The following is a 26,819-nucleotide window of genomic DNA, read 5'->3' as shown; positions in this document are numbered from 1 at the left end:
CCAAATATGTTCAAATTTTATTTGAATTTTAAAACCCTGATATGGTATAGGTTTTCTTACGATTGACAAAATTAATACTACCATAAATCTTTATTCCGCTGCCTTATTTCCAATTAAACATTTGATAAAAACAATGAATTTCACTTATAAATTATGTCTCGTTATTTTAATTTTCATGTCTTTTATCAACTGTAAAAACCAAGCTGAAGCAAGAGAAGACGCAATAGAAGTCGAAAGCTCTGAGTCAAAGGTAAATCAGCAGAAACAAGACACCATCATCTACGAAACTCTTAGCAATGCTTCTGATTATCATTTATACTCACAAGAATATCAATTGGAACTTGATAAAGGTTTAGCAAGAGATTCTACAATTGCGTACTTGTGGCAACAAAAAGCAATGCCACTATTTAAACAAGGTAAATATGAGGCAGGCATGATATATATTGACAATGCTGTAAAATATGACCGACGACGCTATCAAGATTATAGAGCCTTTATTAAATGCATATTTGCCAAAACTTATAGAGAAGCCATTATAGATTTTGAAGACTATAAAAAACGTTTTGGGGATAGTTATGTTATGGATCATACTTATGACTTCCACATTGCGCTTTCTTATTTACAACTTAATGAATTTAAAAAAGCAGAAGACATATTTGAAAGAGATTATCAAAAACAGCTCGCTGAACACGGAAAAGATTGGCTGCATTCTGTAGATTTATTTTATTATGGAATAAGCAAATACGAGCAAGGAAAATACCATGATGCCATAGAAATGTTTGATTTAGCACTTGGGATTTATAATAATTTTTCGGACGTTCAATACTATAAAGCCATTTGTTTAAGTAAAATTGGCAAAATTGGAGAATCAGATGAATTACATGAATTAGCTGAAATCAACGGCAAAAAAGGCTATACTTTTAATGAGGATAATGTCATTTATGAAAGATACCCGTATCAAGTAAGATGGCGATAAAACACGAGGCCACGAACCTTATAGGTTCTTAATTTTTAATTTTTCGTAGTTGCTATAGCATTCGATCAACAGGAATTAAATACGATCTGATTTTATTACTTCTTTGATAAGCGTTTTAATTAATAGCCTAATGTTCTGCTTTATTCAGTGGGCCCTTAAAACGGTAAACTTATAGAATCCGGTTCAACAAAATCCTTGGTATATGGATTTTCAAGAAAACTCAGTCTCGGCCTTTGCGGTGGAAGGATATGATCTTTTTCTATCCCGTAAACCTGCCAGTAATTGGAGAGCAATTGGGCATAGACATCCTCATCCCAGTGTCCGAAATGCGGTGGCTTGCCCGTCTCATCAACTTCTATGGTAATCCTATCGTCAAGATTCTCTATATTGTATTCTGGTGAATATTGCATGATGTAATCAGTGTAATGAAATCTTGCATACAATTCCTCAAACTGAACTGGATGTAAAACATGACCTTCAATTTTATCGAGGACTTCTTTTTGACTCTCACCGATGACCCCATTATCTTGTAAACATGCAATAAAACCAAAACCATTCACTCCAAAAGAGAACATTAAATTAATAGCATCATCGCGATAGCTAAAAATATCAGCAGAATATTTAAGAGGAAAGACCACAATACTCCACGGTTTTTTTCCAACAAAAGAGATCGGTTCAATTATAGATTGGAGCATGAGATGAAATTCGCTAAAACGCTTTCTGAGAACTGGCGACAATTCAAAGTCCTCACCTTTCCTTAAAAGTACATCTCTCTCATAAACCATTTCATAATATAACAGACCGTAGACCATTCTGCCAGTCCATTGAAAAAGCAGTTGTTGATCGAGCGCAGCCATACCTTCATAACCTTTTTTATAAGCCTCTTGGATTTTCAGATCCAAGTCGTCAAAAGCTTTTTTCACTTCAGGAGAACACGGCAATTTAAGATCTTCATAATGATAAGACTTGGCTTTATCCATCATCTCCACGCGTTCATCGCCAAATTTAAAATAGGCCATCAGCCACTCTGGGAAAACGGTCATCTCCTCATTGGTCAAGACTCCAGAAAGAAAGCAAAAATGTTCGTCGAAAATCAAATCCTGAAAAGGATTAAAAAGCATTTGGGACATAAATAGTCAAAAAATTAAGGATTTTAAGTCTTGCAAAGTTAGCCATAAACTATCGCTTCTATAAAAGAATTTCATCAGAAATTGTTTTCAGAATTAAAGTAAAGACATAAATTTAAAAACTATCCTCAGGTTAAAATCGGAATATTTTAAAGGATTAACTAATTTTACAAAAAACAATTCGGTACGTATCAGATGAGCAATATATGATTCAATATTCGCTCTTTTGGAACAAAACCACTATATAAAAACAGATGAGCTTTCACACCATAATTTCAGAATTTAGAACAAAGCTTGCGAGTCCAGAAACCCAAGCTAAAATCACACCCACTGATATCGACCAGTTTTATAAAAAGCTAAACAGCCTTAAATTTCTGTTCTTTAAAAAATACTACAAAAAATATATTGACAATCTCAATCGGTTGAAACCGGATCCGGAGGCTAAAAACCCTGACTGGACGCTTATACAGGTCGCCATTGCAGAGAGTGAATATAAGCCCACCAAACCATTCGCTATATTTCTCCATCAACTTAAATATGGCTATGCACTAACCTCAAAACCTTTTGTGGCCTATCAAAAAAAGCAAAATCTGAAGAAACTAAATGCGCCGGTAAAAGTTGTTAAAGAAGAGACCAAGCCAAAAGCTGAAAAGGAGTGGATACGGGTGCCAATTCCGCAAAGCCGACAAAAACTTAAAGACAATTAGCTGAAATAGATTGAAATTTAAAAATTCACAAATCTGAACAAGATTCTAAGTTCTCTTTACGATAAGTTTACATCATATTGAATTGAAACTCCTTAAGGTCTTTTTTCACTAAGGTATTTCCAATACCTTTTTGGGACGTGTTGAATATGCAGTTTGGTGTTTTTCCTGGCTACGATATTTGTGGACTGAAAATAATTCTGCCATAGAGTTTGAAATTCAATTTCTGAAGGCGTAAAAAACTCAGTCGTAGTTTGTGTAGGGTCAAAGTTTGCGGGCCAAGTCAAATTCATCATTTCCACCTTCTCTAAATCATAATACAATCCATATTGACGCTTCAAATCATAGATAATCCATTTTTGATCCGCATAGCGACTTTTAAAGTGTTTGGAAATCAAAGGTAAAACATCAAAATCAGGCTCAATATTTGCAAAATAGATATCATCATTGGTCAATTTAAATCGGACGAAGGCTTCCATTCTATGCTTCTCTCTTCCTACACTTTTAGCAATTTGAGAAATTTTGAGCACCGTTTCGTTCCCAAAATCTGAATCAAGTGGGATCCTGCTTTTGAACGCCTGCTGAATATAAGTTAATAACAGAGATTCTATCTGAGCCCGCTCACTCAAAAAAGCATAATATAATCGTAAACTTCCTCTTGCTGTCGAGTTACTTTTGATGCCCTTCCACACCCGATCGGCCTTTTTTAAATCCGTAATGATTTCTGTATTCATCCCAAATAGCGACTCCTGCACCTGGTTTTTTCTTTGAAAAGAAACCTGTTTTAATTTCAATTCGTAAATTTGGAATACACAGGTAAGAAAACCATCAAATGTGCTATCATAAACAAGTGTATGTTCTTCTGAAATCATCGTTTTATTCAAATAGATTCAACTGTGGACTTAGGATTTTTTGATATTTACTTGTGCTATTTTGTAAAATAATCGATTTCAGTTGAGGCCCGCTCAAATCTCGTCTTTCAAAATCTCTGGAATCACAAACTAAAAAGTATTTAGCTCTATTCAAAGCGACGCCCATACGCTTAAGATGATCCCAGTTCAATTTTCTAAACTGTCGAGCTTGCACTATTTTATGTACCGATTTCATCCCTAATCCTGGAATACGCGCCAACATAAGTCTATCCGCCTTGTTAACATCAATAGGAAAATATTGCAAGTTTCTTAAGGCCCAACCCAATTTCGGATCTACATCCAAATCGAGATTTTGATGTTCATTATTTAAAATTTCATGGACTTCAAATCCATAAAAACGCATCAGCCAATCGGTTTGATACAATCTATTTTCACGTAACATAGGCACATCTGTTCCTATTTGTGGCAATCGTGAATCATAACTTATCGGAATATAACCAGAGTAATAAACGCGCTTTAAATTGAAATTCTTATAAAAATAATTGGAAGTCCACATGATTTGCTGATCACTTTCACCACTGGCACCAATGATCATTTGCGTACTTTGACCAGCAGGAGCATATTTCGGAGTACTCTTGATAATTTTCTTCTCTGCTTGGTATTGGATGATTTCATTCTGAACTTTTCGCATCGGCTTCAAAAAGTCCTCTCGGTTTTTTTCTGGTGCCAACAATTTCAATCCTTCTTTTGTGGGAATTTCAATATTAACACTCAATCGGTCAGCATATAATCCAGCTTCTTTCATCAATTCATCAGAAGCTCCGGGAATAGATTTAAGATGGATATAGCCGTTGAAATTCTCTTCCAACCTTAATTTCTTAGCCACCGCAACAAGGCGTTCCATGGTATAATCCGCACTTTTAAAAATACCAGAACTTAAAAACAAACCTTCAATATAATTTCGACGATAAAAATTGATGGTTAAATCCACGACTTCCTGAACCTTAAAAGCCGCCCTTTTAATATCATTACTTTTCCGTGTCACACAATATGCACAATCAAAAATACAATGATTGGTCAGTAAAATTTTCAGTAAAGACACACAGCGTCCATCTTCAGTATACGAATGGCAAATACCCATCCCAGTCGCATCCCCAAGGCCCTTATTGATATTGCTGCGATTGCTTCCACTTGAAGAACACGAAACATCGTATTTAGCGGCATCTGCTAAGATTTTTAATTTTTCTTGGGTACGTTCAAAAGACATGAAAATCTATTTAGGGCTGTTTAAATTGAATTCAAAATTAGACATTTTCGATTTTTTTGATTGTCCTTAAACCCTGTAAATCTAACTTAAAACCCTATTTATTTATTTTTCCACAAGAGAGTACTGGCCAACTGTAAAAATATATTGAGCGATCAGATTGTTTAGATTTTCTCTAAGAGAGATTCATGAAATATATAGTAATCTATTTGGCCGATTCCCACAGTATTCTATTATTTTCCTCTAAAAAAACATTGCCCGTTTCCTTTCTTTGTATTACATTTAGTTTATGACAGAAGTTGATATAGATAAGGAGAATGCTGCTATTGCAAAAGCCTACAAAGAACTACTTAAAGTAAGTTACCAAACGCTTACCGTTGCTGATAAAAAACTGATTAGGCAGGCCTTTGATGTGGCCGTGGATGCCCATAAAAATCAACGCCGGAAATCAGGTGAAGCCTATATCTTTCACCCTATTGCAGTGGCAAAAATTGTGGCTCAGGAAATTGGACTGGACGCGACATGTATTGCTGCGGCGCTATTACATGATGTTGTTGAGGACAATCCAGATTATACGCTCGCAGATATAGAAGAAAAATTCGGCAAGACCGTAGCTCGGATTGTGGACGGATTGACCAAAATTTCATCTTTAAGCAAAGAAGCGGACGTTTCAACCCAGGCCGAAAACTTCAGAAAAATGTTGTTGACGCTCAATGACGATGTTCGGGTGATCATCATCAAAATTGCGGACCGTCTCCACAACATGCAAACCATGGATTCCATGCGTTCAGACAAGCAGGAGAAAATAGCTTCTGAGACCTTGTACATCTACGCTCCTTTGGCGCACAGGATCGGGCTTTATAATATTAAAAGTGATCTCGAAGATTTAGGCCTAAAATATACGGAGCCTGAAGTTTATCATGAGATTCACAATAAAATTAAAGAAAGTAAGGAAGAGCAAGATGCCTATATTAAAGCGTTTACTAAAGTGATTGAAGATTCTTTGGATAAGGAAGGCTTGAGTTATGACATTAAAGGGCGTCCAAAATCCATTTATTCCATCCGAAGAAAAATGCTTAAACAAGGTGTTTCTTTTGATGAAGTCTATGATAAATTTGCAGTAAGGATCATCTATAAATCCGATTTTGCCAATGAAAAATTTCTGGCTTGGAAAATCTATTCTATCGTAACGGATCATTTCATTCCAAATCCCATCCGATTGCGGGATTGGATTTCTTCACCTAAATCGACTGGATATGAAGCCTTGCACATTACTGTGATGGGACCAAAAGGACGTTGGGTGGAAGTACAGATCAGGAGTGAGCGCATGAATGAGATTGCCGAAAAAGGCTACGCCGCACACTACAAATATAAAGAGGGACATGCCGAAGATGCGTTGGATACGTGGATCGATAAACTTCAGGAAGCTTTAGAAAGCAATGAAACCAATGCGGTCGATTTTGTGGAACAGTTTAAGCCGAATTTATATTCCAAAGAAATTTATGTGTTTTCTCCAAAAGGCGATTTGAAATCACTGCCGAAAGGCGCCACACCACTCGATTTCGCATTTAGTATCCATACCGAAATTGGGATGAAAACCAGAGGCGCCAAAGTTAATGGGAAATTGGTGCCGCTGAGTCATGAACTACAAAGTGGTGACCAAGTAGAAATCCTGACTTCTGAAAACATAAGGCCCAATAGTAACTGGTTGGATTATGCCACTACGGCCAGAGCAAGAAGCAAAATCAAATCGTCATTAAAGGATGAAAAGAAAGAAGTTGCAGTAGAGGGCAAGGAAATTCTAAGACGAAAATTAAAGCAACTCAAGATTAATCTAGATGAAAAATCCATCAATGAAATGGTGGTTTTCTTCAAATTAAAAACAAGTCTGGATTTGTTTTACAGAGTGGGCATTGGCTCCATTGACAACCCTATGCTTAAAGACTTTGCTTCTTCGCGAAGCGGTGTCATTATGAGCTATATCAAAAGTAAGATCCGTAAACCAACGGTAGTCCAAAACATTGATAAAGATGAAATTACCGCCAAATATGATAGTTTGGTATTTGGTAAGGAAGAAGAAAAGTTGGATTATAAACTTTCTGCCTGTTGTAACCCAATTCCTGGAGATGATGTCTTTGGATTCCTGACCATCAATGAAGGCATCAAAGTCCATAAAAAGAACTGTCCAAATGCTTTGAGCCTTCAATCCAACTACGCTTACAGAATCATGCAGGCCAAATGGATCGACTCTTCACAACAGGAGTTTGCAGCACAAATAACCTTGTCTGGAATTGACAATTTAGGCTTGGTAAATAACATCACTAAAGTCATTTCTTCCAATATGCATGTCAATATGAAAAGCATTAGTTTTCAAAGTGATGACGGTGTTTTTTCAGGTAAAATCAATGTGGTGGTAAAAAACAACACGATGCTTAAAAAGCTCATGGAGAATCTAAAAAAAATTAACGGGATTGATAAGGTTATAAGAGTTTAAAAGGTGTAAATTTGCCCCCGAAGTTTCGGCATAAATTATGAGTCAAAATACAAAACATAGCAACCAAGAAATAGTCAAAAATGTGTTCACCACATTTCTAGAGGGCAAAGGGCACAGAAAAACACCTGAGCGCTATGCCATTTTACAAGAAATTTATGATAATGAGGAACATTTTGACATAGAATCTCTCTATATCAAAATGAAAAACAAAAATTATCGTGTAAGTCGTGCGACGCTCTACAATACTATCGAATTGTTATTGGAATGTGCTTTGGTGCGCAAACATCAGTTTGGTCAAAATCAGGCACATTATGAAAAGTCATATTTTGATAAGCAACATGATCATGTCATCTTAACCGACACTGGAGAAGTTTACGAATTTTGCGATCCGAGAATCCAGTCCATCAAAAAAACGATTGAAGAGGTTTTTGATATCTCCATCACCAACCATTCACTATACTTTTACGGAACAAAAAACGAACCACCTAAAGAATCTTAAAAATGGCAGTAGATTTACTACTAGGATTACAATGGGGCGACGAAGGCAAAGGAAAAATTGTCGATGTACTCACCTCTAAATACAATATTATTGCGCGCTTTCAAGGAGGCCCAAATGCTGGACACACTTTAGTATTCAACGGAAAAAAACACGTGGTACATACCATTCCATCAGGAATATTTCATAAAGACACTGTCAATTTAGTAGGTAACGGTGTTGTGATTGATCCTGTTATTTTCAACAAAGAGTTGGACAAACTTGCAGAACAGGATGTGGATTACAGAAAATCCTTGTTGATTTCGCGTAAGGCACATATTATTTTACCAACGCACCGTTTGCTTGATGCTGCGAGTGAGGCTTCCAAAGGTAAGGCCAAAATTGGCTCTACACTTAAAGGCATTGGTCCTACTTATATGGACAAAACCGGTAGAAACGGGATTAGAGTTGGCGATATTGAATTGGCTAATTGGAAAGATAAATACCGTGCTTTGGCCGATAAACATGAAGCCATGATTGCGTTTTACAATGTGGATGTACAGTATAACCTAAAGGAAATGGAACAGGAGTTCTTCAAATCCATCGAAGTGTTGAAAACGCTGACCTTTATTGATTCTGAAGAATACTTGCACCAAGCGCATAAGGAAGGAAAAACCATTTTGGCTGAAGGCGCCCAAGGTTCATTATTGGACATTGATTTTGGAACCTATCCCTTTGTAACCTCTTCCAATACAACTGCCGCTGGAGCTTGTACAGGATTAGGGATTGCGCCGAATAAAATTGGTGAGGTCTTTGGTATTTTCAAAGCGTATACCACCAGAGTAGGCTCAGGACCTTTCCCAACCGAATTATTTGATGAAGTTGGCGAAACTATGGGTCGCGTGGGCAATGAATTTGGCGCTACAACAGGACGTTCACGTCGTTGTGGTTGGTTAGATTTAGTAGCCTTGCGTTATGCCTGTCAGGTAAACGGCGTCACCAAATTGATTATGATGAAAGGTGATGTGCTTTCAGGGTTTAAAACCTTAAAAGTTTGTACCGCATATAATTATAAAGGTGACATTATACACCATTTACCATACAATATTGAATCACAAAACGTCACTCCTATCTATACCGATTTTAAGGGATGGAACGAGGATTTGACCGAAATGACAGATGCTTCTGACATGCCACAGGCTTTGTTGGAATATATTGAGTTTTTAGAAAAAGAACTTGAGATTCCGATTACTATCGTTTCTGTTGGCCCAGATAGAAAGCAGACGATTATACGATAAGATTTAGAAACGGACCTGCCTGTACTTTCGGGCAGGTCTCTCTAATTTCACGAGTCAATACCTCATTGAAATAGTTAGAAAGATTTTCAGATTCAGACAACTACATTCGTAAAATTAGCCTCTTAAAATCACTTATCCGTAACATTCATGTCCCTAAATTAATGTTAACGTAAAATAATGCTTAAATTAAAGAGTTACTTTTGAAAATCATCTGTCGCACATTGAAAGCATTATATATTTTTATTGTTTTATTTTTAAGCTTAAGTTTTTCAGCAATATCACAGACTGAAAAACTCAAGAAAATCCGTGTTGAATATTCTGGTTTTGTCGATTCCGACAGCCTTCGCGGTCCAGGCGTTTCCGTTTTCACAAGAGATAATACCCAACAAGTCCACTTCACCCATGAAGGTATTAATTTATGGTGTGACCAAGCTGTGTACTACGAAAAGGAAGATTTTATTGAAGCCTACAGCAATGTTGTCATGATACAGGGCGATACCATAAATATGAGTGCCAAGTATGCAGAATATAGTGGAAAGACCCAATTGGCATTTGCTAGTGGCGACGTGGTACTGACGGAGCCAAAATCGGTTTTGACTACGGACACGCTTCATTTTGACCGTGTCAAACAGCAGGCCTATTACCAAAGCAAAGGCAAGGTTGTTAGGGACACTTCGGGAACAATTACCAGCCAAATCGGTCGCTATTATATGAATAGCAAAAAATATCAATTCGTACAGGATGTTGTATTGGTCAATCCACAATACACCTTAAACACCGATCATCTCGACTTTTATACCGAAACAGGCCATGCGTATCTTTATGGCCCCACAACAATTGTTGGCGAATCCAATACCATTTATGCCGAACGCGGCTTTTATGACACCAATAATGATACTGGCTATTTCGTCAAAAATTCAAAAATCAATTATGAAAATCGGGTATTTGAAGGCGATAGCATGTATTTCGATAGGAAAATAAGCTTTGCATCAGCCACCAACAATATCACAGTCACGGACACCATTAACAACAGTATAGCGCGTGGACATTATGCCGAAATATGGCGCGCCAAGGATTCGGTTTTTATTACCAAACGTGCTCTGGCCATTACGGTTCAAGAAAAAGATTCCATCTATATGCATAGTGATATCTTAATGGTCACTGGAAAACCTGAACATCGGATCACAAGAGCCTATTACAATGCCAAAATATTCAAAAGTGATTTAAGTGGGAAAGCAGATTCCATCCACGCCGATCATAAATCTGGACTGACGCAACTTATTAATTTGGCGCGCTTCTCCTCTACTGAGGCTTTTACCATAAAACGGAGGCCTATTCTTTGGAATCTGGAAAATCAGATGACAGGAGATACCATCCATCTTATTTCAAATCCCAAAACGGAGCAACTGGACTCACTGTTGGTTTTTGAGAATGCCTTTTTGATCAGTAAAGACACACTTGATGCTGGATATAATCAAATAAAGGGGCAGCGGTTGATCGGATTGTTCAAGGACAATGATCTTTATAACGTGGATATCATCAAAAATGCCGAAGTGATCAATTATTCAAGAGATGACAATCAGGAATTGATAGGGATCAACAAATCAAAATCAGGAAAAATAAATCTTAAAATCGAGGAGGACTATAAAATTATCACGCTGATTGATCAGGTAGATGGCGAAATTTGGCCAGAATCCGAATTTCCAGAAAACGCAAGAAAATTACGAGGTTTTGATTGGCGGGAAGAAGAGCGCCCAAGAAGTGTTGAAGATTTGTTTAAAGACGATCCACCGTTGGTATTGCCAGTAATCAAAGGTTTAGGCGATTATATTCCACAAGAAGATTTCTTTGATGACGCTTTATTACAGCGTGTGGAAGATGCAAAACCAAAGGACGCCAAAAAAGATGACGAACAAAAAGCCTCTCGGACCATTCCAAAGGAAGCTATTAAAAAAGCAGATTCATCAAAAGTAAATACACTGCAAAAACCCAGGAAAAAAGACAATTAAAATGACGAGCGATTTTTTAGAATACCAAGCCCAGACAACACCTCATCCTTTAGCTATGGAAGTTTCTCATGCGGAAGGTTGCTATGTTTATGACACCAATAACAAAGCCTATCTCGATTTTGTTGCAGGGGTTTCAGCTTGTAGTTTAGGACATCGTCATCCCAAAGTGGTTAAAGCCATTAAGGATCAATTGGACAAATACATGCACGTGATGGTGTATGGTGAGTATATCCAGGAACCAGCGGTGGAACTTACAAAACTATTGGCGCAGCATTTGCCAAAATCTTTAGACTGTACCTACCTCGTCAATTCAGGCACCGAGGCCATTGAAGGTGCTTTAAAATTGGCGCGACGCGCAACTGGCAGAAGTCAGATTATCGCGGCGCATCATGCCTACCATGGCAATACTATGGGTTCCATGAGTGTCATGGGTTACGAAGAACGCAAACAGGCCTTTAGACCATTAATGCCAGATGTAGACTTCATCACCTTCAACAATAAAGAAGATTTAAATCAGATTACTCCTAAAACAGCTGCAGTGATCTTAGAAACCATTCAAGGTGGCGCAGGTTTTATTGAACCTCATGACAATTACTTGACCAAGGTGAGAACGCGTTGCGACGAAGTAGGCGCCTTGCTGATTTTGGACGAAATTCAACCAGGCATAGGCCGTACCGGAAAATTATTTGGTTTTGAACATTACAACTGTATTCCGGATATTTTAGTCACTGGAAAAGGACTTGGCGGTGGCATGCCAATTGGTGCGTTTACTTCATCAAAAGCCATGATGCATACCTTGCAGGATTTCCCCAAATTGGGACATATTACAACTTTTGGTGGCCATCCGGTTATTGCTGCTGCAGCTTTAGCGACCGTAAAAGAAATTACAGAGAGTAATTTGATGGCAGAAACACTCGAAAAAGAACAGTTATTCAGAAAACATCTGGTACACCCATTAATTACTGAAATTAGAGGTCGTGGGTTAATGTTGGCTGCGTTGACACCATCGGCTGAAATTGCAAATCAACTCATATTGAAAGCGCAAAACAGAGGTTTGATACTGTTTTGGTTGCTTTTTGAATCGAAAGCTATTCGGTTAACACCACCTTTAACCATTACAAATGCTGAAATCATCAAGGGTTGCAAGGTAATCATCGAAATTTTAGACGAAATTTCATTATAATTGCTTAGGTTTGCACCCATCATAACTTACTGTTAACCAATCAACAACCCAAACTAATGAGGATGTAGCGTTGGCAATGTTAACTAATTTGTTGAAAACATTCGCCTTAATAATCCCTTTTCTCTGAGGATAACGTTACATTTAATTGAACGAACAATACAAGTGCTTATGGAGTTTAGTCAACATGACGAAGACGATAATTATTCTCTGACCAAATTTGAATCAATGCTAAAAACAAATAATGTGTTGTTTTTTGATTCAAGCGAATTTGAAAATATCATTCAATTCTATTTTGAAAATGGCAGAATTGCGCTCGCAAAGAAAGCCGTCAAATTAGGACTGGAACAGCATCCTTCATCCATAACCCTTAGACTTTTTCAGGTTGAAATTTATATTCTGGAAGACAAACTGCCACAAGCAGAAAAACTTTTGGATGCACTCCATGTTTTAGAGCCTTCCAATGAGGAAATCTATATACAAAAAGCAAGTGTTTTATCGAAACGTGATGAACATCAAAAAGCGATTGATACGTTAAAAATCGCTTTAAAACTAATAGATTCAGAAGAAGACGAAGCTGATCTTCATGCATTGATTGGTATGGAATATCTCTTTATGGACCAATTCGAAAATGCCAAATCCCATTTCATCAAATGCTTGGAGTTGGATATGGAAGATTACTCCGCGCTCTATAATATCATCTATTGTTTTGAGTTTTTGGATCTGCACGAAGAGGCCATAGATTTTCTAAACCGCTACTTGGACAAGAATCCTTATTGCGAAGTAGCTTGGCATCAATTGGGCAGACAATATTTCACTTTAAAAGATTTTAAAAAGGCGCTAGCCGCTTTCGAGTTTGCCATTATTTCTGACGACACTTTTGTAGGTGCCTATCTTGAAAAGGGGAAAGTATTGGAAAAAATGAAGATGTATAACGAGGCCATTGAAAATTACAACATGACCTTAGCTCTTGATGAACCTACTTCTTTTGCTTTATTGAGAATTGGAAATTGCTATGAAAAATTGCATTCTGATGATTTAGCCGTTCAATATTACTACAAAACAGTCCATGAAGACCCTTTATTAGATAAAGGCTGGATCGCGATAACTAGGTTTTACAACAAAAAGAAAGACTACCATAAAGCGCTTTACTATATCAATAAAGCCATTAATATTGATGATGATAATGTCAGGTATTGGAAACTCTACGCGCAAATCAACCATCGTCTTAACTTTATTGAAGAAGCAGAACGCGGCTACAAAAAAACTTTAGATCTCGGCAATTATGAATTGGATACATGGCTTGCAAGGGCTGATGTCCTCATTAATTTAGGTGAGTATGAAGCCTCGGCACTCAACCTTATTCAAGCTGCAGAGTTTTATCCAGAAACTGCAGAGATTGAATACCGATTGGCAGGGATATATTTCACTCTTTTGGAAAATGAAAAAGCCCAATACCACCTCAAAAACGGATGGCTTCTCAATCCAGAATTCTCCTTTATTTTAGAGGAATTGTTCCCATTGATAGCAAACCATCAAATGGTGCTCAATATTATTTCAAATTCCAAAAAAACCTCCAAGTAAAATTATATATCTTTACGCTTCTTATATGATAAATTAAAGATGCAAAGACGCTTTTCAGATTACCTATTCATTTCACTTAAAGGACTTGCAATGGGAGCAGCAGACGCTGTTCCAGGAGTATCAGGCGGCACCATAGCTTTTATTTCCGGTATTTACGAAGAATTGATAACCACTATTAGTGGTGTCAATTTAAGCTTGCTGACCACATTTAGAAAAAGCGGATTCTCTGCATTTTGGAAACAACTCAACGGGAACTTCTTAGTGGCCTTACTTACAGGCATCGTCATCAGTTTTGTCTCTTTTATGAGGCTTGCCAAATATCTGATTGAGCAACATCCCATATTGATTTGGTCTTTCTTTTTTGGACTCATTGTGGCCAGCATCTTCTTTGTAGGAAAACAGATTAAAACATGGAATTTGGGCACTATTGTCTCACTCATCCTAGGAACATTTGCCGCCTATTACATCACCACTTTGCCCTCCATGGCTAATAACGACAGCCCTATATTCCTGTTTTTTGCCGGAGCCATTGCCATTTGCGCGATGATTTTACCTGGAATCTCAGGTTCTTTCATACTGGTAATTTTAGGTGCCTATAAAACACTAAGTGACGCCCTACACGATTTTGATTTTAAAAGAATTGCCATTTTTGCGATTGGAGCATTGATTGGACTATTGAGTTTCAGTCGCGTTCTTAAATGGCTGTTCAAACACTATAAAAACACCACGTTGGCGGTGTTGACCGGGTTTATTTTTGGTTCCCTAAACAAAATATGGCCATGGAAAGAGACTTTGACTGTTTTGGAAAAGTCGACTGGGCAAACGATACCCGTTTCTCAAATTACTGATTATGGCACCATTGAAGTCTATCAAAGGCAAATCAATGACTTTGAAACTTTCAAAATGGTATCAGAAAAAAGTGTATTGCCATTCCATTATTCAGAGATTAACAATACCATCGATCCACAAATCGGATGGGCAGTAGGTCTTATGATTGTCGGATTTTTAACGATTTTCATCCTTGAAAAAATAGGCTCCAAAACCTCATAAATGCAAAGCACTAGAACCTTTAAAGATAGATTCTTCCTGATCATTAAGGGTTTGGCAATGGGCGCTGCAAATAAAGTTCCCGGCGTCTCTGGTGGTGTTGTTGCCTTTGTGGCAGGATTTTATGAAGAGTTCATATATTCACTACAAAAAGTAAACAAAACCGCATTCAAACTCCTTTTTAACGGGAGGTACAAAAGTTTCTTTCACTATATCAACGGTCGCTTTTTGGGCTTGCTTTTTTTGGGCATGGTCGTCAGCTATTTTAGTGTTTCAAAACTTCTGGATTATTTTCTCGTCCATTCTGAATTATATGTATGGAGTCTGTTCTTTGGCATGATCATCGGTTCAATCTATTATATCAATAAGGATTTTAACGACTGGAATTACCAAACCTTAATCTCCCTGGCCATCGGTATCATTTTAGGTGTTGCCATCAGTTTTTTGGATCCCGCGAAAGAAAACGACAACCTGTTTTTTGTGTTTTTCTGTGGAATCATAAGTGTTTCAGGGATGACTTTACCAGGTTTCTCGGGCTCATTTATCCTGATTCTATTGGGTAACTATGTGTTGTTACTAGTCGATTCTGTCAATGCACTTACTGATACTTTTTATGAGATCATTGTGGGCGATTTCAGTGTTTTCCAGAATTCTGAGAGGATTAGAATGCTCAAGGTGCTCGTTGTGTTTACTTTGGGCTCCGTTACCGGATTAGTAACCTTCTCACACATGCTTAGTTATATTCTCAAGCACTACAAAAGTATTACCATAGCTTCCATTATAGGGTTTATTGTCGGTTCTTTGGGCGTAGTTTGGCCATGGAAAAAAACCATTTACAGGATGACGGATGACGGTGGATTTATCTATGACTCAACCGGTAAGAAAGTAGTTCTAAATTATGAACGATTTATTCCCGACCTAAACAGTGAAACCTATTTGGCAATTGCATATATTGTGGTGGGAATTGCCATTGTTCTGGCATTAGAATGGTACGGAAATAAAACAAGAAAAATCAATGTCTAAATTCGGTTTGGTTGGTAGAAACATCGCCTATTCATTTTCAAAAGCTCATTTTACTGCTAAGTTTGAACGTGAAAAATTGCCTTATTCCTATGGGAATTTCGATATTCAAAACATCTCCCGATTTCCTGAAATACTAAAGGAAAACAATGATATCCTGGGTCTGAATGTTACAATACCTTATAAAGAACAGGTGATCCCATATTTGGATGGACTTCATAAAACAGCAGCAGAAATTGGAGCTGTCAACACCATAAAATTCTATCCATCTGGAAAAATAAAAGGATTCAACACGGATTATTACGGATTCATGAAATCCATCAAACCGTTTCTGAAACCCCATCATACCCATGCTTTAATCTTGGGTACAGGAGGCGCATCCAAAGCGATTGCCTACGCTTTGAAAAAACTAAACATCAGTTTTGACTATGTGTCGCGAAGTCCTAATCCCAAAGCCAAATTTCTATATTCAAATTTGACAGAGGACATTATAAAAAGCCATCAGGTTATCATCAATTGCACGCCTATTGGCACCCATCCGAATGTCAATGTATGTCCGGATATTCCGTATGACGGCATTAACAAGGAGCATCTACTTTTCGATCTGATTTACAATCCCATTTTAACAAAATTCTTGATGTGTGGTGAAATACAGGGCGCCACAGTCTGCAACGGCTCCAAGATGTTAGAATACCAAGCTGAAAAAGCCTGGGAGATCTGGACCAAATAACCTAAATATCCTAAAATTGGCTTTCTCTTTTGTATTCTAAAGCGTTGTTAGTATATTTACTTGCTTACAATAGCACGAAAATTAATCATTATGACAATGTCAGAGAAAGATAACCTGCAAGATGCAGATGGAAACGATATTTTAAATAAAGAGGACATTGCACCTGAAGAATCAGTTGCTAATGACCAAAACTTACCAAGCGATAATATCACTACAACCGAAAATACTGAATCATCAGTTACAGCAGAGGATAGTGACAACAAGCTTGAACAAACAGCTCCTGAAGCACCAAAACCTGAAGCTATAACCGAAACACCTTCTACCGAACCGGAAGATGCTGAAACTGAAAAAATTAGTTCAGAAGAAATCCCAGCAAGAAAGAAGGATGCCTATGTGGAAGAAATTGAAGAGTCCAATGCTGAAGATGCTGAAGATGACAGCAATGTTGAACGTCACAATTTGGAAGAGAAAGATTATCATTCCATGTCGATGGATCAATTGGCTGATGAATTTGAAAGTTTGATGAAAACCAAAAAGGTTCAAACTATCAAATCACATGTTGAAGAGATCAGAACAGAATTCAACTCAAAGTTCTCAGAAATTCTTGAGGAAAAGAAAGATGACTTTATAAGTGAAGGTGGCAACGAGATTGATTTCTTTTATTCCAGTCCGGTTAAAAAACGTTTCAATTCCATTTACAACGATTATAGGAACAAACTGAATGCCTATTATAAGACTCTTGAAACCAATCTGAAATCCAATCTAGAAAACAGATTACGTATTATTGAAGACATCAAAGGTCTCCTCAATGTAGAAGAAAACATCAATACCACGTATAAGCATTTTAAGGATCTACAAGAAGAATGGCGTACTGCGGGACCAATTCCAAGGGATAAATACAATAATGCATGGAACACTTACCACCATCATGTGGAGATTTTCTATGACTTTTTGCACCTAAATCGCGATTTACGCGATATGGACTTCAAACATAATCTGGAACAAAAGCTAAAAATTATCGATCGTGCTGAGGAATTGGCAAAAGACGACAATTCCAACAGGGCCTTTAGAGAATTACAGGTGTTACATAAAATGTGGAAAGAAGATTTAGGTCCGGTTGATAAAGAACACAGAGAAGCTATTTGGGAACGTTTTAGTAACGCAACAAAAACTATTCATGACAAACGTCAAGCTTATTACGCTGATGTTGACAAGGCTCATGAGGCCAATCTCGTAAAGAAGGAAGCTATCATCGCTAAAATTGAGGAGGTGGCCAAGGATGAAGTCAGCTCTCATCAAGCCTGGCAAAATAAGATCAAGGTCATTGAAGGCTTGCGTACCGAGTTTTTCAATGCAGGCAAAGTACCAATTAAAGTGAATGAAGCTACTTGGGCAAAATTCAAAGGGGCCGTCAGGACTTTCAATAAAAAGAAAAATACGTTTTATAAAAATCTAAAGAAAGACCAATACACCAACTTACAGAAAAAATTAGAACTCATCAAGATAGCCGAGGACAACAAGGACAATGATGACTTTGAAACCGTCACGCCATTGATGAAAAGAATCCAAAATGATTGGAAACATATTGGTCATGTCCCAAGAAAAGATAGTGATAAAATCTGGAAGCGCTTTAAGGCGGCTTGTAACCATTATTTCGATAAGGTCAACGCTGAACGAAATGCTGCCGATCAAGAGCAAGTGGATGCGTTTGAGAAGAAAACGAAACTGCTTGACGAATTAAAAGAATTGAAATTAAGCGGCGTACCAGAACAAGATTTAGAGACCATCAAACAAAAAACCGAAGAATGGAATGCCTTAGGCCAAGTTCCACAAAACAAGCGTTTTATTGAAGGTAAATTCAATAAAACCGTAGATGGTTTATTCAATAATTTAAAATTGGACAAATCTAAGGTTGAAATGATCAAGTTTGAAAACAAACTAGAGAGTCTTTCACAGCCAGATGACACGCGACTTTTGGACAACGAGCATCATTTTATCCGTAAAAAAATTGATGAAGTTAAGGGTGAACTCAATCAGCTTGAAAACAACCTACAATTTTTCTCAAATATAGATGAGAGTAATCCCTTGGTGAAGGACGTGTTGAAGAACATCGAAAATCACAAAGAAAACTTAGCGGTTTGGGAGGAGAAATTTAAAAAATTGAAAGAGCTGTATTAAGCACAATGTTTCATAAAAGATAATAAGTCCAATTTTTCGATTTGAAAGATTGGACTTTTTTTTGGTTAATTTTGAGAAATGGCTTTGTCAGTTTCTTTTGGCTCGTATTTGAATTGAAACCAATGCGATTGATAATAGCAATTTTTCATATTCCCGATACAAGTTAACTCAACATCTGAAAATAGTATTGTTCATCATAAGCATAATTTTTAATTACATTTGCAGACCCTATTCCTTTATTTATTGAACAAATTACTTTGAAAAGCCACAATCATGTATAAAGTTAAATTTACGCCATACCGAGAAAGTTTAGGTAAAATAATGTTTCGACAAACCAAAGACGGAAAAGGAATTTCTTCTGATGGACGCTATCAATTTTATATTGATGAGGAAATTGAAGATCCAGATTTTTGGGTGGTACAAGGAAAAGGTGTGAGAGGTTCTGAAAGTTGCGAAGTAGCTCCCGAAAATACAATATTGTTAACAACAGAACCAAAATCAGTTCTTGTCTATCCTAAAAGATACATTAACCAATTTGGAACCATTTGCTCTTGTCAAGAAGAAACCAAACATAAAAATTTAATATTAGGCCCCGCCATTCTACCATGGTTTGTTGGTTTTAAAAAATTAAAGAATAACGAGGTCACTTATTCGTTAACCTATGATGACCTAATGGCCAATGAAACCCCAGAGAAAACTAAATTGATCTCTGTGATCACAAGTAATAAAGCATTTACAAAAGGGCATCTTGAGAGAATTGAATTTGTTGAAAAGTTAAAGGCCTATTATGGAGATCGCTTGGATGTCTTTGGCCAGGGATTTAATAGTTTTGAGGATAAATGGGACGTTCTAGCGCCTTACAAATATCATATCGCCATAGAAAACTCATCGCAAAATTATTATTGGACCGAAAAAATATCCGATTGTTTTTTGGCTGAAACATTTCCTATTTATTACGGCTGTAAAAATCTCTCTGATTATTTTGACAAAGAATCCTACCAGGCCATAGATATTCAAGATTTTGACGCCTCTGTAGCTATCATAGACAAATTAATCAGTGAAGATACCTTCGAAAAAAAACGGACTTATTTAAAAGACTCTAAGATGAAGGTTCTAACAGAATATAATATGTTCGATTACGTCGCTCATTTATGTGATCAATTGAATCCAGACTTACCCAAACAAACGGTAACCATAAACAAATGTAATTCTTCAAAGGATTGGCGTAATTTATACAATTACATGATCAAACACTCACTATTTAAATGGAAGCAAAAATTGAAGGAAGTATTTAAGGGCAAATCGGTCTTATATAAAGAATAATAAAGGCCTATTGCTTTTGTTTTGTTGGAACCCAAACTAGCTTAAAAATCAAATCCTACCTGTGAAAACAGGTAGGATTTTGACCCCTAACTAAACTAAATTTTTAATCTTAACTAATACCGCTTAAAATATAATTAAGATTACCTACTTATGATTATGAAACTTTAAGATAAGTTCCAATATAATATATATACGTCCGTAGTGATGTATTTGGATTACGGAAATGAAAAAAGATTATACTTTTTTTGCTTCCTCCCAAAAGACATCCATTTCTGACAAGGTCATTTCAGATAAGGACTTGTTGATTTCTCGAGACTTAGCCTCCAAATATTGAAATCTTTTGATGAATTTTTTATTTGTTCGTTCCAGGGCATTTTCTGGATTTATTTTTAAAAAGCGTGCATAATTGATGATGGAGAACAATACATCGCCAAGTTCACTTTCCATTTTGTCGACATTTCCATTGGCGACTTCAATTTTCAATTCGTTGAGCTCCTCCTCTACTTTTTCATAAACCTGTTCGGGATGTTCCCAATCAAATCCAACACCGGCCACCTTATCTTGAATGCGATTGGCCTTTACCATCGCAGGTAAACTTTTTGGCACACCTTGCAATACACTGGTTTTGCCTTTTTCCTTTAATTTAATCTGCTCCCAGTTGCGTTTGACATCGTCTTCATTTTCAACTTTCACATCACTATAAATATGTGGATGACGTTCAATCAGCTTATCACAAATACTGTGACACACGTCTGCAATATCAAAACTATTGGTTTCACTACCTATACGTGAATAGAAAACAATGTGCAGTAAGACATCTCCCAGCTCCTTCTTGACCTCCTCTAAATCATTGTCCAAAATAGCATCACCCAACTCATAAACCTCTTCAATAGTCAAATGCCTAAGGCTTTCCATGGTCTGTTTTTTGTCCCACGGACATTGCTCACGCAATTCATCCATAATAGTTAAAAGTCGGTCAAAGGCTTGTAATTGTTCTTGTCTACGTGTCATAAAAATTGTTTTTTATCCAAAATTCAAAATTACGAAATTGATGAAGGCAATGAAGGTTAATGTTCAGAATCTTGAAAATAGAATTAAGTATGAAGAATTTATAATTAAGAAAGCTCACTAATCAAGAATCTCGAGGCCGTAGAACCACACGGGAGGGCAAGCCAACGCGCTCTGAATAAGAAATTGGGAATTTTATAGAAGTTTCAATAGTATCCCAACGAATTTCTTCAAAATAAAAACCCACAATATTCAAATGACATTGTGGGGTATAGTAAATAAAGTATCAAGTCTTTATACTTAATACTCATATCTTAATTCCTATTAAGTTTTTCTAGCACTCGTGTTTTTAGTAGAACCACCTTTCTTAGAAGATGATGCTTTTGGTGCTACGTTTCTTACCGCTGCAGGGTTAGCAGTAGTTTTGGCATGCGCTTCTTCCACTTTGGCCGCTGCTGACTTATCTTCCTCTTCTTCGTCCAAAGCAGATAATAAATCATTATTTTGCAACGCATTATACCATTGGATCACTTTCTTGATGTCGCTTGGATATACGCGATCTTCATCATAATCTGGCAAGACATCAAAGAAGTATTCTTCGAGTTTATCTTTAGAATCTTTATGACTGATAGAGGTTTGTTTTCCTTTCTCTTTATCACGCACTTTTTTCAAAACCTCACGTAATGGAACTTCTTCTGTAAGTGTGTACATCGCAATTTCACTCAAAACACTCACATTACTATGAATATTGACCGTGATGCGCTTATTGTCCAGCAAGGATTCTGCTACAAAACCGCTACGTGTTTGGGTTACTATTTTATATAGTCCTGGTTTCCCTGAAATGGATAAAATCTTGTCTAAACTCATATTTCTTATATGCTTTTTTATTTTGAAGTTGACAAATATATACTTTTGCCTTTATGATTTTGTAAAATTAACGTTTCTTTTTCATGGATGGAAAACGCATCTTATAATCCACACTAATGTTCCCTTTTGATATATTAACCAATCTACTCTTGATCAGCCGCTTTTTTAAGGTGGATAGCTTATCTGTAAATAGGATGCCATCGATATGGTCATATTCATGCTGAATCACTCTGGCAACAAGCCCTTCAAATTCCTCAACATGTGTTTTAAAATCCTCATCCTGATATTCGATCTTGATTTTTGGTTTTCTAAACACATCTTCACGAACTTCTGGAATACTCAAACAGCCTTCATTAAATGCCCATTCATCACCAGTTTCCTCGAGAACCTTAGCATTGATAAATATGCGTCTAAAATCCTTCAATTGTGATTGCTCCTCTTTGGTCAAATCTTCATCTTCAGCAAAAGGAGTCGTATCTATCACAAACAAACGAATTGGAAGCCCAACTTGTGGTGCAGCCAAACCAACGCCATACGCATCATACATGGTTTCGTACATATTGGCAATGAGTTCCTTTAAATCGGGGTACTCTGCAGTAATAGCTTCGCATTCCTTTCTTAATACGGGATCGCCATAGGCAATAATGGGTAAAATCATTGTTCTTTTAATTTACGACTGCAAAAATACAATTCTTATTATAATTTTAGATACTTAGAATAAAATTGTTAAAGCACATTATTGATTGTACAAATAACTTTGAAGAATGATCGTCGCACTAATTTCATCCACTAAGGCTTTGTTTTTACGTTGCCCTTTTTTGAGTCCACTATCAATCATGGTTTGAAATGCCATCTTTGAAGTAAATCGTTCATCAACACGTTTAATGGGCATATCAGGAATAGATTTGGAAAGTTTTTTCAAAAAAGATTGTATGGAATCTTCACTTTCAGAGACCTCGTTGTTCATTTGTTTGGGTTCACCGACAAGAAACAGCTCTACGTTTTCTTTAGAAATATAATCCTTCAGAAAAGGCAAAAGTTCCTTTGTGGCTACGGTGGTCAATCCGGAAGCGATGATTTGAAGTTCATCGGTTACCGCAATACCAGTGCGTTTTGTTCCGTAATCTATTGCTAAAATTCTTGCCATAGCAGTTCCCACGAAAGTGGGAATCCCATTTTTAAATTAGTAATGTTACAAAGTTACAGCAATTAAATGGGCGACTGAAGTGTATTTGCATATTTATGGGAGTTTTTTAACAGAGACACACCAGAAAACATCGAGCTTTGGAAAGAATAAGTTCCTCAGGTATTTGAGAAAAATTATTCTAAATGACTCTCTTGTTTACGATATTTTCACCATTAAAAAAACTGTTACGCAAAATTACACAAAGGAGACACAAAGGAGACACAAAGGAGACACAAAGGAGACACAAAGCAAAGGTATACAGCATTGAGTTGGAAATCCGTGGCCAAAAAAATCGAAGGAGCTCCGAAGGAAAGACTTAAAAACTAAAATTAAGGTTCATTCTAAAAGCAAAATCAAATCAACGAGTGATTGATAATATGCAATTTTAACCACCTCGTCTTCTGCTTCTCATCTGAAGCAGAATCCACTCCTCCTTAAAAAGGAGGAGAATTTTAGTTCGGTGCCAATTTCTAAAATAGATCCAAAAAATCTGTGGATTGTCATTAGATTCAATTCGACAAAAATATAGATTATAGTCGAATCCGCACTTCGAAGCATCCGTGTAATCCGTGTCCAAAAAACCAGAGTAAACTCATTAAATCAGCACCCCATAAGTAGCAATGACGTTCGTTACACATATCTGTCCGCAGACGAAGCAAATGGGTACAAAGTTACCCAAATCAAGGATGTAAGTATTAAGATAGAAATCCGTGCCACATAATATAAATGAACTTCGCAGGAAAGGCCTAAAGATTGAAATCAGAGTTCATTCTAACAGCAAAATAATTTCAACGAGTAATTGATAATTCTCTATGCAATTTTAACCACCTCGTCTCCTGCTTATCTTTTGAAGCAGAAGCCACTACTCCTTAAAAAGGGGGCTAGAATTTTAGTTCGGTGCCAATTTTTAAAATAGATCCAAAAAACCCGTGGATTGTCATTAGATTCAATTCGACTAAAATACAGATTACAATCGAAGCCACAATTCGAAGCATCAGTGTAATCCATGTAATCCGTGTCCAAAACGTTAAAGTAAATTCATTAAATCAGCACCCCTTAAGTATCAATGAAAGCTTTTAAACAAGGAGCACCATCCTGAGCCATCTGCGCCTATCAGCGCCTATCAGCGCCTATCAGCGCCTATCAGCGCCTATCTGCGAAATCTGCGGGAAAATTTAAAGTTCAATAAAGAAATTTTCCCAAATGAATTATACGTTTATCTTTGTGTAAATTTAAATTTAGTCATGAAACAACTTCAACAAAATATAGAAAATGCTTGGGAAAATCGTGAATTGCTCACTGATAAAGTCACCATAGAAAGTATCAGGAGTGTCATCGATTTATTGGATGAAGGCACCTTAAGAGTTGCAGAACCTACAGCAGATGGTTGGCAAGTGAACGAATGGATAAAAAAAGCAGTAGTCCTTTATTTCCCAATCCAGAAAATGGAAACTTTTGAAGTGGGCATTTTTGAATATCATGACAAAATTCCTTTAAAACGAGGCTATGCGGATAAAGGCATACGTGTTGTGCCTCACGCGGTAGCGAGACATGGCGCTTATATTAGTAAAGGCACGATTTTGATGCCAAGTTATGTAAATATTGGAGCTTACGTAGATGAAGGGACTATGGTCGACACATGGGCTACTGTTGGAAGTTGTGCGCAAATTGGTAAAAACGTGCATTTGTCTGGAGGCGTTGGAATTGGTGGGGTGTTAGAACCTTTACAAGCAGCTCCTGTGATTATTGAAGACAATGCATTTATCGGGAGTAGATGTATTGTGGTAGAAGGTGTGAGAGTTGAAACAGAAGCTGTTTTGGGTGCCAATGTATGTTTAACAGCTTCAACAAGAATTATTGACGTTACTGGTGATAAGCCCGTTGAAATGAAAGGTATTGTACCAGCGCGTTCTGTAGTGATACCAGGAAGTTATGCTAAAGAGTTTCCAGCTGGCAACTACAATGTGCCTTGTGCCCTGATTATCGGAAAACGTAAAGAAAGCACCAATAAGAAAACATCTTTGAATGATGCCTTGCGTGAATATGATGTAGCGGTATAGATAAAGCTTTGATTATTAAATTAAAAACCTCAGGCATTAAAACCCATCGGTGGGAATGAAATATCCGAATCTTGTTTCGGATTTTAGTTTCAATTCGCATATATTTATTGAGAGGAATCCTTATATAAAGAGATGTGTTTTCATTACTCCGAAATAGAATTTAAATAAGGGTCCGATTGAGGTTCTTTTAAAACCTTGATTGTTTTTAAAACAAATAAATATATGTCATACAAATTTCTAATTTATATCTCTTACAGTTATGCAGTTCCCATAGGAAATCCGCTGGAGGATGAAATTCTTCGAACTGGAAATACAGTAAAATGGTTTAGCGATTCGAGCAATGGAAAAGAAGGCTTAAAAAATAACCCACATTTACTCAACACCATTCAGGACGTAGTGGCTTACGAGCCAGATATTGTTCTAGCGGCTACTGATGATGTTCCCGATTTTATCACTGGTTTAAAAGTTCAGATTTTTCATGGTTTTTTCGCAAAGAAAAGGCCTTTAAAAAATGGAAAATTCTATCATTTCAGAATCCGAGGGTTGTATGACCTCTACTGTACACAAGGCCCAAGTACTACTACTGAGTTTACCAGACTTGCAAAGAAATTAAAGCATTTTGAGGTGATTGAAACTGGATGGAGCAAAGTGGATCCCATGTTTCCATTAGAAGAGAAGTTAACCATATCAGACGCTACAACCTCACAACTTCCAACAATAATGATTGCTTCAACATTTACTGAACGTTTAAGCTTGGCTTATGACAATAAGGTTTTTGAGGAAATACAAAGACTTTCAAATTCAAATGCCTATAAATTCATCATGGTCTTACATCCCAAATTGCCCTTACATATCTTTAGAAAATGGCAGTCATTGACCAATGAGAATTTTACGTTTTTTGACACTACAGATTTAACTCCTTTATTTTTTAAAGCAGATATACTTTTTGCCGATACCACATCGGCAATTCAAGAATTTGTACTTCAAAAAAAGCCTGTTGTGACTTTTAAGCATAAAGTCCACGAGGATTTCTTAATAGATATTGATAACGCCAATGTTATTGAATCAGCTTTTAAAAAAGCCTTAAGTCCGTCTAAAGAACTTATGGACAAAATAGAAGCTTACATCCTCAATCTTCATCCATATTTTGATGGCAAATCGAGTATGCGTGTTATTGAAACTTGTATTCAATTTTTGCACCAAGATAAAAGTCACCTTAAAAACAAACCACTCAACCTACTCCGGAAATATAAAATAAGAAAGCGTTTGGGATATTTCACGTTTAAAAGCTTCAATAAGCCATATACCTTAAAAAAACAAAATGACATCTAATATCATATAAAAACTAAAGAGGTTCGATTTTTTTCCGACTAATTTGGGGCATATATTCCAAATTGAATAACATTAAACTAGGTTT

The 26,819-nt window shown here is 36.8% G+C and carries 21 protein-coding genes and 1 pseudogene; 15 read left to right on the top strand and 7 right to left on the bottom strand.

What is annotated here, in order from left to right; all coding sequences use genetic code 11:
- Positions 1-133: 133 nt before the first annotated feature.
- Positions 134-976: a tetratricopeptide repeat protein gene (locus tag J4051_RS03870; RefSeq protein ID WP_236027193.1), complete on the top strand. Its 843-nt coding sequence runs from the start codon at positions 134-136 to the stop codon at positions 974-976.
- A gap of 155 nt (positions 977-1,131) precedes the next feature.
- Here the strand turns inward: J4051_RS03870 and J4051_RS03865 are convergent, their stop codons facing one another.
- Positions 1,132-2,106, bottom strand: coding sequence for a hypothetical protein (locus J4051_RS03865; RefSeq protein WP_208232545.1), 975 nt, complete (start codon positions 2,104-2,106; stop codon positions 1,132-1,134).
- Between the two features lie 251 nt (positions 2,107-2,357).
- On the opposite strand from J4051_RS03865, the gene J4051_RS03860 reads away from it, so the two are divergent.
- The gene (locus tag J4051_RS03860) at positions 2,358-2,810 is read left to right on the top strand and encodes a hypothetical protein (protein ID WP_208232544.1); all 453 of its coding nucleotides are present in this window, start codon (positions 2,358-2,360) and stop codon (positions 2,808-2,810) included.
- Between the two features lie 92 nt (positions 2,811-2,902).
- Here the strand turns inward: J4051_RS03860 and J4051_RS03855 are convergent, their stop codons facing one another.
- Positions 2,903-3,679, bottom strand: a complete 777-nt coding sequence (locus J4051_RS03855; protein ID WP_208232543.1) for a TIGR03915 family putative DNA repair protein — start codon at positions 3,677-3,679, stop codon at positions 2,903-2,905.
- A 4-nt stretch (positions 3,680-3,683) separates the two neighbouring features.
- Entirely contained in the window at positions 3,684-4,946 is a 1,263-nt protein-coding gene (locus J4051_RS03850; RefSeq protein ID WP_208232542.1) for a putative DNA modification/repair radical SAM protein, read from the bottom strand.
- A 286-nt stretch (positions 4,947-5,232) separates the two neighbouring features.
- On the opposite strand from J4051_RS03850, the gene J4051_RS03845 reads away from it, so the two are divergent.
- The 11 genes from J4051_RS03845 to J4051_RS03795 all read left to right on the top strand — a co-directional run bounded on the left by J4051_RS03845 (position 5,233) and on the right by J4051_RS03795 (position 20,281).
- Complete coding sequence (locus tag J4051_RS03845) at positions 5,233-7,437, top strand: RelA/SpoT family protein (RefSeq protein ID WP_208232541.1); 2,205 nt, start codon at positions 5,233-5,235, stop codon at positions 7,435-7,437.
- A gap of 37 nt (positions 7,438-7,474) precedes the next feature.
- On the top strand, positions 7,475-7,936 hold the full coding sequence (locus J4051_RS03840; protein ID WP_129016767.1) for a Fur family transcriptional regulator: 462 nt from the start codon (positions 7,475-7,477) through the stop codon (positions 7,934-7,936).
- A gap of 2 nt (positions 7,937-7,938) precedes the next feature.
- Positions 7,939-9,210, top strand: a complete 1,272-nt coding sequence (locus J4051_RS03835) for an adenylosuccinate synthase (protein ID WP_208232540.1) — start codon at positions 7,939-7,941, stop codon at positions 9,208-9,210.
- A 200-nt stretch (positions 9,211-9,410) separates the two neighbouring features.
- Positions 9,411-11,219, top strand: coding sequence for an OstA-like protein (locus J4051_RS03830; RefSeq protein WP_236027191.1), 1,809 nt, complete (start codon positions 9,411-9,413; stop codon positions 11,217-11,219).
- A 1-nt stretch (position 11,220) separates the two neighbouring features.
- On the top strand, positions 11,221-12,402 hold the full coding sequence (locus J4051_RS03825) for an aspartate aminotransferase family protein (RefSeq protein WP_208232539.1): 1,182 nt from the start codon (positions 11,221-11,223) through the stop codon (positions 12,400-12,402).
- Between the two features lie 168 nt (positions 12,403-12,570).
- The gene (locus J4051_RS03820) at positions 12,571-13,983 is read left to right on the top strand and encodes a tetratricopeptide repeat protein (protein ID WP_208232538.1); all 1,413 of its coding nucleotides are present in this window, start codon (positions 12,571-12,573) and stop codon (positions 13,981-13,983) included.
- Positions 13,984-14,022: 39 nt separating this feature from the next.
- Complete coding sequence (locus tag J4051_RS03815) at positions 14,023-15,033, top strand: DUF368 domain-containing protein (protein ID WP_208232537.1); 1,011 nt, start codon at positions 14,023-14,025, stop codon at positions 15,031-15,033.
- Complete coding sequence (locus tag J4051_RS03810; protein ID WP_208232536.1) at positions 15,034-16,053, top strand: DUF368 domain-containing protein; 1,020 nt, start codon at positions 15,034-15,036, stop codon at positions 16,051-16,053.
- Positions 16,046-16,780 (top strand): shikimate dehydrogenase family protein, encoded by a 735-nt coding sequence (locus tag J4051_RS03805; RefSeq protein WP_208232535.1) that lies wholly within the window; start codon positions 16,046-16,048, stop codon positions 16,778-16,780. Before J4051_RS03810 ends, J4051_RS03805 begins: the two co-directional genes overlap by 8 nt.
- Positions 16,781-16,876: 96 nt before the next feature.
- Positions 16,877-18,958 carry a DUF349 domain-containing protein gene (locus J4051_RS03800; RefSeq protein ID WP_208232534.1) on the top strand — a complete coding sequence of 694 codons (2,082 nt, stop codon included), beginning with the start codon at positions 16,877-16,879 and terminating at the stop codon, positions 18,956-18,958.
- Between the two features lie 273 nt (positions 18,959-19,231).
- Positions 19,232-20,281 carry a glycosyltransferase family 10 domain-containing protein gene (locus tag J4051_RS03795; RefSeq protein WP_208232533.1) on the top strand — a complete coding sequence of 350 codons (1,050 nt, stop codon included), beginning with the start codon at positions 19,232-19,234 and terminating at the stop codon, positions 20,279-20,281.
- A gap of 234 nt (positions 20,282-20,515) precedes the next feature.
- Here the strand turns inward: J4051_RS03795 and mazG are convergent, their stop codons facing one another.
- From mazG to ruvX, 4 genes and pseudogenes are all read right to left on the bottom strand, one after another.
- Positions 20,516-21,292: a nucleoside triphosphate pyrophosphohydrolase gene (gene mazG, locus J4051_RS03790; RefSeq protein ID WP_208232532.1), complete on the bottom strand. Its 777-nt coding sequence runs from the start codon at positions 21,290-21,292 to the stop codon at positions 20,516-20,518.
- Positions 21,293-21,745: 453 nt separating this feature from the next.
- Positions 21,746-22,156: pseudogene (locus J4051_RS03785) on the bottom strand (DUF5606 family protein); the annotation flags it as partial.
- A gap of 67 nt (positions 22,157-22,223) precedes the next feature.
- On the bottom strand, positions 22,224-22,814 hold the full coding sequence (gene def / locus J4051_RS03780; protein ID WP_208232530.1) for a peptide deformylase: 591 nt from the start codon (positions 22,812-22,814) through the stop codon (positions 22,224-22,226).
- Positions 22,815-22,892: 78 nt separating this feature from the next.
- A complete protein-coding gene (ruvX, locus tag J4051_RS03775) occupies positions 22,893-23,303 on the bottom strand; it encodes a Holliday junction resolvase RuvX (RefSeq protein WP_208232529.1) in 411 nt (136 codons plus the stop codon).
- 1,283 nt (positions 23,304-24,586) lie between these two features.
- Between ruvX and J4051_RS03770 the strand changes: the two genes are divergently transcribed.
- Together J4051_RS03770 and J4051_RS03765 are read left to right on the top strand one after the other, a co-directional pair.
- On the top strand, positions 24,587-25,402 hold the full coding sequence (locus tag J4051_RS03770) for a 2,3,4,5-tetrahydropyridine-2,6-dicarboxylate N-succinyltransferase (protein ID WP_208232528.1): 816 nt from the start codon (positions 24,587-24,589) through the stop codon (positions 25,400-25,402).
- Between the two features lie 222 nt (positions 25,403-25,624).
- Positions 25,625-26,734 carry a CDP-glycerol glycerophosphotransferase family protein gene (locus J4051_RS03765; RefSeq protein ID WP_208232527.1) on the top strand — a complete coding sequence of 370 codons (1,110 nt, stop codon included), beginning with the start codon at positions 25,625-25,627 and terminating at the stop codon, positions 26,732-26,734.
- Positions 26,735-26,819 lie beyond the last annotated feature (85 nt).

This window comes from Gelidibacter pelagius, assembly GCF_017581925.1.
In the GTDB taxonomy this organism is placed as follows: domain Bacteria; phylum Bacteroidota; class Bacteroidia; order Flavobacteriales; family Flavobacteriaceae; genus Gelidibacter; species Gelidibacter pelagius.
This window is presented reverse-complemented; position numbering and strand designations above follow the sequence as displayed.

What these genes read in the sequence shown, in the direction of transcription:
- J4051_RS03870 (WP_236027193.1), top strand. Translation starts at nt 134, where the DNA reads ATGAATTTCACTTATAAATTATGTCTCGTTATTTTAATTTTCATGTCT.
- J4051_RS03865 (WP_208232545.1), bottom strand. Translation starts at nt 2,106, where the DNA reads ATGTCCCAAATGCTTTTTAATCCTTTTCAGGATTTGATTTTCGACGAA.
- J4051_RS03860 (WP_208232544.1), top strand. Translation starts at nt 2,358, where the DNA reads ATGAGCTTTCACACCATAATTTCAGAATTTAGAACAAAGCTTGCGAGT.
- J4051_RS03855 (WP_208232543.1), bottom strand. Translation starts at nt 3,679, where the DNA reads ATGATTTCAGAAGAACATACACTTGTTTATGATAGCACATTTGATGGT.
- J4051_RS03850 (WP_208232542.1), bottom strand. Translation starts at nt 4,946, where the DNA reads ATGTCTTTTGAACGTACCCAAGAAAAATTAAAAATCTTAGCAGATGCC.
- J4051_RS03845 (WP_208232541.1), top strand. Translation starts at nt 5,233, where the DNA reads ATGACAGAAGTTGATATAGATAAGGAGAATGCTGCTATTGCAAAAGCC.
- J4051_RS03840 (WP_129016767.1), top strand. Translation starts at nt 7,475, where the DNA reads ATGAGTCAAAATACAAAACATAGCAACCAAGAAATAGTCAAAAATGTG.
- J4051_RS03835 (WP_208232540.1), top strand. Translation starts at nt 7,939, where the DNA reads ATGGCAGTAGATTTACTACTAGGATTACAATGGGGCGACGAAGGCAAA.
- J4051_RS03825 (WP_208232539.1), top strand. Translation starts at nt 11,221, where the DNA reads ATGACGAGCGATTTTTTAGAATACCAAGCCCAGACAACACCTCATCCT.
- J4051_RS03820 (WP_208232538.1), top strand. Translation starts at nt 12,571, where the DNA reads ATGGAGTTTAGTCAACATGACGAAGACGATAATTATTCTCTGACCAAA.
- J4051_RS03815 (WP_208232537.1), top strand. Translation starts at nt 14,023, where the DNA reads ATGCAAAGACGCTTTTCAGATTACCTATTCATTTCACTTAAAGGACTT.
- J4051_RS03810 (WP_208232536.1), top strand. Translation starts at nt 15,034, where the DNA reads ATGCAAAGCACTAGAACCTTTAAAGATAGATTCTTCCTGATCATTAAG.
- J4051_RS03805 (WP_208232535.1), top strand. Translation starts at nt 16,046, where the DNA reads ATGTCTAAATTCGGTTTGGTTGGTAGAAACATCGCCTATTCATTTTCA.
- J4051_RS03800 (WP_208232534.1), top strand. Translation starts at nt 16,877, where the DNA reads ATGTCAGAGAAAGATAACCTGCAAGATGCAGATGGAAACGATATTTTA.
- J4051_RS03795 (WP_208232533.1), top strand. Translation starts at nt 19,232, where the DNA reads ATGTATAAAGTTAAATTTACGCCATACCGAGAAAGTTTAGGTAAAATA.
- mazG (WP_208232532.1), bottom strand. Translation starts at nt 21,292, where the DNA reads ATGACACGTAGACAAGAACAATTACAAGCCTTTGACCGACTTTTAACT.
- def (WP_208232530.1), bottom strand. Translation starts at nt 22,814, where the DNA reads ATGATTTTACCCATTATTGCCTATGGCGATCCCGTATTAAGAAAGGAA.
- ruvX (WP_208232529.1), bottom strand. Translation starts at nt 23,303, where the DNA reads ATGGCAAGAATTTTAGCAATAGATTACGGAACAAAACGCACTGGTATT.
- J4051_RS03770 (WP_208232528.1), top strand. Translation starts at nt 24,587, where the DNA reads ATGAAACAACTTCAACAAAATATAGAAAATGCTTGGGAAAATCGTGAA.
- J4051_RS03765 (WP_208232527.1), top strand. Translation starts at nt 25,625, where the DNA reads ATGTCATACAAATTTCTAATTTATATCTCTTACAGTTATGCAGTTCCC.